Consider the following 9,364-nt stretch of genomic DNA (forward strand, 5'->3'; position numbering starts at 1 on the left):
TGTTCCGGCGCGGTGCCGCTCTATCGATAATTAAAATGTCGCCGTCGTATATACCGACACCTTCCATGCTTCGTCCAGCTGTGCGGCCGAACCACGTAGAACTAGGGTGCTCAACAAGGAGTTGATCGAGGCTAAGCGGTAATTCGAGGTAATCTGCAGCAGGTGAAGGGAAGCCGCTTACCCCTGCACTTGCATTGCATGTAATCAATTTCACAAGCCAAAACCACTGTATAAATAATCAGTAATGATAGCAGTAAAAAAATAAAAATCTAAAATTTCGATCCTGCTGCCGGTTCCTGACTTTTTTCGGTGGGTAATCGCCGCGCTCTTTGCGGTGTTATCCACAAAAAATCAGGGTTCGGTGGCGAATGGCTTTTCGCTTGAAATGGTCATGAGCGATGGAAAATCGGTAAATAATTTCTGACAGCCGCTTTTGTTGCATAAATCTGGTCAATACCCACAGATTATTGACCACTTGTTGCAGAATACTTGGTAATCTCATGGCAACTGTCTAGATCCACGGTGAACAACTCCTAGACAGCCAGCCCCCGCAAGGGGGCGTTCTATCTTTATAAACGCCAAGAGACGACAAAGGATACAAATGACTATTAAGAGTGAGTATCTTCATGTCATTTTTGGACATAAATGCGTTAGAGCGATTGTTCTAATTATTTATGAGTGTACTTTCATGCGTGAATAGGTACGCATAAAACTCGAATAAAAGTGAGAGGATTTGAAGCTCTCACTTTATTAACAAATTAGCTATAAGCTGCTTGCTTGATTAAGTCATAAATCAAATCACCAGCAAACTGTGTTTTAAAATCGACTTTAACGTCTTTACTTATTTGCTCAAACAGAACCTTAGCATGTTCAATTTTCCGTTCTTCCTCTTTACGAAGACTATCCTTTCCATCAACATTTTTTGTTTCAATGATGAAATTCAGAAAATCACCTTTACTTGTCTTAACAACATACGCAAAGTCAGGAGAATATGAGTAGCCACCAGATACAGGGATCTTAATTGAGTTCTTCGGAATCTTAGTAAAGACTGATACAGACTCAATCTCACCGTCAGTAATATTCAGTTTCTCAAGTTCAGAATCGTAAAATACATCTTCAAATAGGTATGCATCAAGAGGGGTAAGCGAGTCATCATTATAAACACCTAAATCACTTGCCATAACTTCGGTTCTAGGTTCACCCTGAACATCAGTAAAATTAGTTGGATGCATACTGTTTGCTATAATGTTATAGCCAAGGCCAAACTTATTGAATGAATTATTCAATAGGAATTTACTGAATCCTGATTTTACTTTTCTGATTGTCTGAATGTTCAAATAGTCAGTAATATCTATCGTATTTTGTACACTTATAAATGCTTTATGCAGTGTAGATAACTTGATAAATGCTTCTTGCGATAAACGATTCAAAAATTCTTTATAAGTCATAGTAGAGAACTTGGTGAAATCATCATCATTACCAAATCTTGACTTGGACATAGCAGTATCATTATGGATATAAACCGTTTCAATACGTGTCTGTACTCCTGTTTTTTTGAATTTGTCTGACTCTTCAATCAAATATTTTTTAAACAGCTCAAGAAAGTCATCTTCGCTTGCAATTTTATATTCTAAAATCGCTTTCTGGTTAATCATGTCCCAAAGTGCTTTTAGTTCATCGAACTTACCAACACGCATCTTAGAGGTTTTTTTAGTACCATTATCAACCTTAATCTTGTTAGGCTTAACACCCGTTGGGAATGCATTAGGGTATTGTGCTTTCAGTTTTGAGTAAGCATCCGAACCAAGTAAATTTTCATTTTCGTCAATGATCCCTTTATCCAATAGCTCCATCATAATTTTTAATGAAGATAAATTGGGGTATTGTGCTGTAATTTTATCTTTGATTTCTTGAGTTAACTTGCTTGGTACAGTTTCTTTGAATGATGAATCATTCACCTCTTTAACAAGAGTGCGTAGAAAGTCTTTTTCGGTAAAATCCACATAATAATTAAGCATAAATGAACGGTCTTTAACACGTCCCATATACTCATTTACAGGTAGACGAAGGCCACGGCCAACCTCTTGAAGTTTTGACGTTGTACTACCACTGGAGCGTAATTTACAGATTTGGAACACATTTGGTGAATCCCACCCTTCACGAAGTGTCCATTTACTAAAAATAAAACGTCTTGGATTATCTAGCGAAAGAAGTAATTCTTTATCGTGCAAAATTTCACTTATTTCTTGTTCGATTTTCTCATCTTTATCGCTATTATCTTTAGAGAAATATCCACCGTGAACAACAGACACATCTTTAATAGTCTTTTCTAGGTATTCTCTGTAGAAGGCATCAGTTTCAACTTTTAAGCATTGTTTAGCCTCTGCAACAACCCATTCTTCAAACTTAGTTTTTAAGCTTCCTGAGAGGTTGTTTCCATCACGATAACTTTCTATATCATCAATAAAAAAAAGCGATAACGGTTTGATCCTTGGCCGTTGAGTCAGTAACTCACGTTCAAGCTTGAAATGTTCCTTAATCGCTTTACGGATCATATTATCTTCAAGTGTATCCGAGTATGAATAAGGATTGATAGACTTGCCGATTTTAAGCTCGATACCGTTACTCAAGACAACCATTTTTGTGTTAAGTGATTCAATATACAGATCATGAATCTCATTGTGTGTCTTAGATAATGACTCACCTTTAGCTAGTTTATAAACGGTTTTACTCCCACTTTCGTTTAACTCAAAAGTTGCTTCATTCGCCGTTGATTTAGTGAGTTTAAGGTTTGCAAAATCATCACCAACAACATCTTCAATAAAAGCGTTAATCCCTTTTACTAGGTCGTTGTTAAACGCATCCACAGCAGTTAGTCGATAAACAAGGTTTTCGTAGTCTTCGTTGAACGTAGCACCAAAACGAATAATGTACTGAGCATTAAGCTTGCTGATGTTATCCCATGTTTTTTTAGCTGTAGGAAACTTGTGAGGCTCATCAATTATGATAAACGGTCTTACGGCGCTGATGGCGTCAATGGGTGTATCGAATTTGTTATCTAACAATCCAGTGTCGTAAGTATCAACTAATGATTTTGAGTTAATCATTCCAGAGTTGATAATCAATACGTGGATATGCTTTTTATTAAAATTATTCGCTTCAACAAAATCATGAACCGCTTGGGGCATAAAAGATTTAGTATTCTTACCTGAACCTTTTTGACTTTCTACAACATAAGTTTTTAATTCACGCTCGTAATCATCACGGAAATGTTCTTTAAGTGCGTCACTTTTCAGAAAATTAACTGTTCCTGCTTTAATTGAAAGCGTTGGGACAATGACAATAAACTTGTTGATACCAAATGCTTTGTTGAGATCGTACATTGATTTAGTATAGGTATAAGTCTTACCTGTACCTGTTTCCATCGATATATCAATAACGTTACTTTTAGCGTTGTAATACTCTTTTTTATGCTCTATCCCGTTGAACTCTTGTACTGTCTTGATGTTTGCATAGTATTGAGGGCTTGTGATACTAAGCAAAGGGTTTACTCTAAGCCGAACGATAGGATCGCCAGATTGTTGAGGCTGCGCCCCAACAAACATACTCATCAATGCGTCTACTCCAGCCTTTTGATGCGGCAGGTTCTTCTCAAATGTGAATCCCTTTGACATTAGTTTCGCCCCACCAAATCAATTTCTAATGACTTTTTATTAGCATAACTTTTTAGGGCTTCGTTTAACTCCATTTGCTTCACGCTATCAAAGTTTTTACCAAAGAAAACAATCTTATTAGGTGAGAATTCTTTGTCTGTATCGAGTTTTTGAAGAAGGGCTTTCAAAGCAGCACTAGAGAAATCGGATGCAATCATATACAAGCGGTTATCGCAAAGGTGAGCAGTATAGTCATCTAGGTCGATATCTTGAACAGGGGTTATTAACTCACTACCATCATACAAACGCCAAGTGGTAAGAAGCGTATGATATTGCTCATCAGTAAGCATCACATCATCAAACATTGTCATCGCCATTAAAGTCAGTTCTTTATCGTCATCTTCGACTCTGAAATCTTCTACAGTTTCAAAAATTTTAAAGCCTAAATCACCTTTAAAATTAGGACTTTCTTCACGAATTTTTTCAGCTGATAGCTTTATCCTATCCTTTGTTATATCAAAAATTGTTGCATATCCTGCTCTATATGCATCAGTTTTAGACGCTGTAACTTCTGGAAGTTGAACAACAATAAACTTTCGATTTCCACCGTCATCAACGTTTAATCTCATTAAGGATTCAGCTGATGTTCCTGAGCCTGCAAAAAAATCTACAACTATGTCGTCTTTATTCATACCAATTTGGAATGCTTTTTTTAGTAATCCCGTAGGCTTTGGATTATCAAAAGGTGCAGATGAAACAAATAAATTTTTTAATTCTTTTCTTGCACCGTCAGTATGACCGACATCATCATATGACCAGTACGTATTAGGTATAACACCATCTTGAACTTCTGACAGATAACGCTTTAATTGAGGAGCACCATCACCTTTTTGTCCAAAGAAAACTCGACCTTCTTCGATCCATTCTTGCATCTTATTTTTATTAGTTAACCAGCATCGCCCTTGTGTTGGTGAATAAGCTTTTCCAGTTTTAGGATTTACGATCTCATAGAGATATGCTTCGGATACAGTTTTTACTGTAAGATTGTCAGGTCGCCATAATCCTTTCCCATCATTACTATCATATTTATATAAAGAGTCTTGTTTTTCTGTTCGAGGCAATAGGTTACGATTGAATAACGACGATTTTTGATAAACTAAGATATGATCATGCATTGCAGGTATACCTTTCGCGTCATTTGAAGCTGCATAACGTTTATGCCAAATAATGTTAGATACGAAATTCGCTTCACCGAAGATCTCATCGCAAATAATCTTTAGTTGGCTTACTTCGTTATCGTCTATTGAAATGAATATTGTACCGTCTTCCTTTAACAATTCTCTTGCAATGTAAATTCGAGGATACATAAAGGTTAGCCAAGCACTATGGCTGCTAGAACCTTTGTCTGTGAATTCTAAAATACGCTCTGCTTCTTCAAGATCAATTCCTGCTAATTCCGCAAGTTGTTCTTTTGTAAATTTTCTGTCGTCGTGGTAAACGAAGTCGCCCGATCCAGTATTGTATGGAGGATCAATATAAATCATCTTAACCTTCTCACTGTATGCGTTAACCATATGCTTAAGCACTTCGAGGTTATCGCCTTTGATAAGCAGGTTTTTACTGTTTTTATTCTGTTCTAATTGATTATGTGCAAGGTCTTCATTGATCAATGTTTTAGGAGGAAGATTAGTCAATAAGCGAGCATAAGACTTACCAAGCCAGTTTAACGTGTAAGATTCTTTTGAAAGCTCAACTTTATTTGCATTAACCACTTCAAGCATTTTTTCTTGGATGAAGTTTCCCAATTTATCAAAGCATTGAGGGAAGTGCTTTTTTAGAAGTGCAAGCTGTTTACTATTTACAGTCTCAATGTTCGAATGAAGAGTTTCTTCTTTGATTGTCATTTTGTGTATCCGATTTTATTCTTGTAAATCTATATAAGACTGATTTTATTCTGAATCAGTGTTGTCAGTAATCTTGATTGATGCTTCTGTTAGACCTATACGCAGTAACTCAGCTAAAGCCCCGTCCAAGCTTTTGAAGATACGAGGTTCATAAGGCTGTCTAGAGCTACTTAACACCAATGGTTCACCATTCCACTGAGAACCATCGAAAACGACTGTGTATGCGCTTTTCATACCTAAAATTTGTGCGTGATCGATAATCCCGCTCTTGACTCGCTCTTTAGCCATAGAGCTAAGTATGCAGTTGCCACCGTTTATACCTGAAATCATAATAATCCACCCAATATCCGTTTTTGCTACGATATCAAATATTGTTTTAAAGGTGGAGTTTTGTTTTAAAAAATTAGATGTGGATAGCTATTCATTTTTGTCAGCCATAGAAAGCTTCAAAAGTACGATGAGGGTAAGGTGTGAAACTGATAATGGGGCAAAAGTGCGTTAGCCCGAGGTCAGCGCAAAATGACGAAATTTGGCGCGTGAACCAGACAAGGCAAGCCTGATTCAATCACACTAGCACTCTGATATCGGTAATGGCCTTCATGTGGAAAAGCTGGGACATAAAAGCGCTGCCCTCAGCTTTACCACAATCAGCCAGATTAACATTTGCGGTGGTCGTAAGTTTGCGCTCCGCGCTCAATAAGTTTTCTGATTTCATCTTAAAAAGACAAAGTGAAAATTTAGCTTTTGTGGCGCAATTTAACATTATGGTTATTGTGCGCACTGCGTTTACTGACGCAATATTGGGGCTACTACGAACTGATTTTAATCCGTTGACGCTCTGACAAAATATCTAGCATTAAACTGATGTGTTTAATTTCATTGTGCATCTTTAAGTCATGATATCCAGGGTTCCAATAGTTACGCTTATCTGTACTTGGTCTTTTTCCTGCTGCTTGGCAAGATATGCATTTCCCACTAATGGCATACCGTTTAGGGGTTTGACTATCGCATCCGTCACACGGGTGACGAGAGGTAAACATACGTTGATGCTCACGAGAGGCTAAAACGCATTCATCTTCTATTGATAGGGAAGGGGCTTCATTAGCCATATTCATTCACTCAAGTCTTATATATTCAACTTTGACGTCATTTTCTGTTTATCGTTGCATATCTTTCTAAGTTAATCGTTTTTTTACTTTTGAAATGGTATGCCTAGAACAGCCTAATAGATCCACAATGTAGTTGTAACTTTTACCATCGATGAGCAACCCTTCAATCTTTTGATGCAGCACTTTATCTTCAGGTCTGCCTTTATACTTACCGGCTAGCTTTGCCCGCTGAACGCCTTGGGCTTGTCGTCTGCGTCTATCTTCGTAATCTTTACGTGCGACTGCGGCTAGCATATCTAACATCATACTGTTGAGGGCCGACATCATCCGCTCGGTAAATGTATCGGTGTTTTTCATAAACTGATAGCTCGTTGGCAAATCAATCGATACGACTTTTATGCGTTTTTGATTAATGAGGCTTTTAAGCGTTTCCCAGTCATGGCTATCCAATCGACTTATGCGGTCTACTTGTTCAACCAGAAGAACGTCCCCTGGTTGCGCAACATCAAGCAGCCGAAATAACTCTGGTCGCTTTAAGCTGGCGCCCGATTCATTCTCTTCGAACCAACATGCAATGTTTAAATCCATTTGTTTGGCAAAGTCAGATAATTGCTCTTTAGCTCGACTGGCGTCTTGTTCAGCTGTTGATGCTCTTAAATATCCGTAGATCCGCATGACCACCTCAATGAGTGCACTTTACATAGGTGTTTATATGTGGGTGCATTATACATATAAAAATGCAAAATAGTGCACTTTGATTGGGAGGTGCACTTTAGGTGTACTCAAAACGTCAAGAGAAGTTGTCGGGGGGAGATAGTTATTTTTTCGTCAACTTTACGACAGAGCTAAACAAAGGGGCTGAATTGATCGACCCCTTATCAGTTACGCTTCTGGCATGCTTGTCCAGACTAGTCACTTTCAGCAGAGAGTAGATCTGGATTAATTACTAGGTTTCTAACTCCGTGGGCATGATCTTCATCGAAGACATTGCCCTCTAACCATTGACCTACGCTGTTAATGTCTACCTTCATGACTTTTGGACGTACGCTCCAGCTCACCTGTAGTGGTGAAGCGATCTCGTTATAACCTGGACCGGTGGTTGAACCTTCATACTCCACTGGCTCGCCAGTATTGTTTGGAATATTTAGGGCCTGGTTAAATCCGTTTTTAATGCCTAACTTTGTCAGTTCCATAAAACTCATTGCTTTAGCGTCATTTACTAGCACAAATACCTGAGTTTCTACTCGGAGCTGAGGGTTGCTATTCGCTTTACTGAGACAAGCTCCCAGAGTCGGACCTGGGCTCACTTTAGCGGTTGAATGGACATAATGCACTTCAATGGTATCCCCTGGATGCAGGCTACCGTGTTGACTCGCACCGACTTCATGTTTAAGGGGGCTTAACTCTTTTTTAGATAACTTACCAGTATATTGATAACCGGTCTGGTAGCCGTGGCCATCACCATTGCCGGCATATTTGGTGAACTCCCCGCCTTTATGCTCGGCATTCTTATGGAAATGTATATTGCATAAGTTCATTTCCATGTAGTCAGGAGCTTCAGAAAATATGCGCTTGTTATTGCCTTGAATACTATCTATATCTCTTGGTGACTGAGGACCATAACCTTTACCTAAAGTATTAGAAGCCAATGAAGTTCTTTGATTTTCTATTACTTTATCTGAAACGCTATGACTTGCATCTTGTGTCATCCCTGCATTAACCAAAAGTGGGAAAAGCATAGCTGTAGCGCATAATACTCGTGTTTTGTTCATGATATGATTTTTCCTTTTAAAGGAGAGAGGAAGTCCAATGGCCCGAAAGCGTATATTAATGTTTATTTTATGATTTACAACAGGTGTATGGCAAACGGGGTTCTGTCGCAAACTGATATCTTGCGGCTATAATTTGAGGGCGCAAGCCCTCTCAGATACAACTATGCCGCCAAAGCATAAAACTGCTCCCATGGTGTCATATTTTCAGCGCTCATCATCTGACCTTTTTTAATCATGTCGCACACTTCAATACCCGCTAATGTTGCCTCTGCACCAAGCCAAGATTTCCATCCTAGACATTGATGCATTTTTCCCTTCACTTTTCGATGGCTTTGCTCGACAATATTATTCAGATATTTGATTGCCAATACTTCAATCATAAACAGCATATTCCCAGATAACCAAAGGCGAAGGTTGACCGTATCTAATGCAGCAGCATTAGCACTGCTTTTATCAATAACAACCTTTTCTGGCAACCCATGTTGGTTGATGGCTTTGTTGAAAAATGCCTGAGCAGCTGACTCGTCGCGGGTTTCACTCAAATAAAAGTCAATAATAGTACCATACTTATCGACAGCTCGATAATAGTAAACCCAGCGACCTTTTACTTTGATGTAGGTTTCATCCATTCGCCAGGAGCCAGAGACTCGACGTTTTTTATTCCTGAATATAGCATCGAGTTGCGGTGCGTATTTAATCACCCACCGGTTCAAGGTTGAGTGGTCAAAATGAATATGACGCTCAGCGAATATTTCTTCTATTTCACGATAACTGAGTTTATAAGCCAGGTAATAACGCAACGCCATCATGATGATATCTGGTGGATAATGTCGTCCTGAAAAGTTGATTGTCATGCTATTGAGACTCGGAGAAATATCGGAATAGTATTAACATTATGATTTACATCGTCAACTTTGCGACAAAAC

Annotated in this window: 7 protein-coding genes; all 7 read right to left on the reverse strand. The window is 38.5% G+C overall.

Going from position 1 to position 9,364, the window contains the following annotated elements; all coding sequences use genetic code 11:
• Positions 1 to 214: S24 family peptidase (locus NE536_RS22000; protein ID WP_342455092.1), on the reverse strand; the 214-nt coding region annotated here is incomplete at its 3' end.
• Between the two features lie 544 nt (positions 215 to 758).
• A complete protein-coding gene (locus tag NE536_RS22005; RefSeq protein ID WP_261274017.1) occupies positions 759 to 3,674 on the reverse strand; it encodes a type III restriction-modification system endonuclease in 2,916 nt (971 codons plus the stop codon).
• Positions 3,674 to 5,557: a site-specific DNA-methyltransferase gene (locus tag NE536_RS22010; protein WP_261274018.1), complete on the reverse strand. Its 1,884-nt coding sequence runs from the start codon at positions 5,555 to 5,557 to the stop codon at positions 3,674 to 3,676. The genes NE536_RS22005 and NE536_RS22010 overlap by 1 nt, the downstream gene beginning before the upstream one ends.
• A 45-nt stretch (positions 5,558 to 5,602) precedes the next feature.
• On the reverse strand, positions 5,603 to 5,887 hold the full coding sequence (locus NE536_RS22015; protein WP_212751180.1) for a hypothetical protein: 285 nt from the start codon (positions 5,885 to 5,887) through the stop codon (positions 5,603 to 5,605).
• An 845-nt stretch (positions 5,888 to 6,732) separates the two neighbouring features.
• Complete coding sequence (locus NE536_RS22020) at positions 6,733 to 7,341, reverse strand: recombinase family protein (RefSeq protein WP_011979501.1); 609 nt, start codon at positions 7,339 to 7,341, stop codon at positions 6,733 to 6,735.
• 233 nt (positions 7,342 to 7,574) lie between these two features.
• Complete coding sequence (locus tag NE536_RS22025; RefSeq protein WP_011979500.1) at positions 7,575 to 8,438, reverse strand: delta-class carbonic anhydrase; 864 nt, start codon at positions 8,436 to 8,438, stop codon at positions 7,575 to 7,577.
• 161 nt (positions 8,439 to 8,599) lie between these two features.
• Positions 8,600 to 9,292 (reverse strand): IS6-like element ISSba18 family transposase, encoded by a 693-nt coding sequence (locus NE536_RS22030; RefSeq protein ID WP_011979499.1) that lies wholly within the window; start codon positions 9,290 to 9,292, stop codon positions 8,600 to 8,602.
• Between the last annotated feature and the right edge of the window lie 72 nt (positions 9,293 to 9,364).

This window comes from Shewanella septentrionalis, from assembly GCF_025370265.1.
In the GTDB taxonomy this organism is placed as follows: domain Bacteria; phylum Pseudomonadota; class Gammaproteobacteria; order Enterobacterales; family Shewanellaceae; genus Shewanella; species Shewanella hafniensis.

Coding starts and splice junctions, on each gene's coding strand:
- NE536_RS22005 (WP_261274017.1), bottom strand. CDS start 3,674: ATGTCAAAGGGATTCACATTTGAGAAGAACCTGCCGCATCAAAAGGCT.
- NE536_RS22010 (WP_261274018.1), bottom strand. CDS start 5,557: ATGACAATCAAAGAAGAAACTCTTCATTCGAACATTGAGACTGTAAAT.
- NE536_RS22015 (WP_212751180.1), bottom strand. CDS start 5,887: ATGATTTCAGGTATAAACGGTGGCAACTGCATACTTAGCTCTATGGCT.
- NE536_RS22020 (WP_011979501.1), bottom strand. CDS start 7,341: ATGCGGATCTACGGATATTTAAGAGCATCAACAGCTGAACAAGACGCC.
- NE536_RS22025 (WP_011979500.1), bottom strand. CDS start 8,438: ATGAACAAAACACGAGTATTATGCGCTACAGCTATGCTTTTCCCACTT.
- NE536_RS22030 (WP_011979499.1), bottom strand. CDS start 9,292: ATGACAATCAACTTTTCAGGACGACATTATCCACCAGATATCATCATG.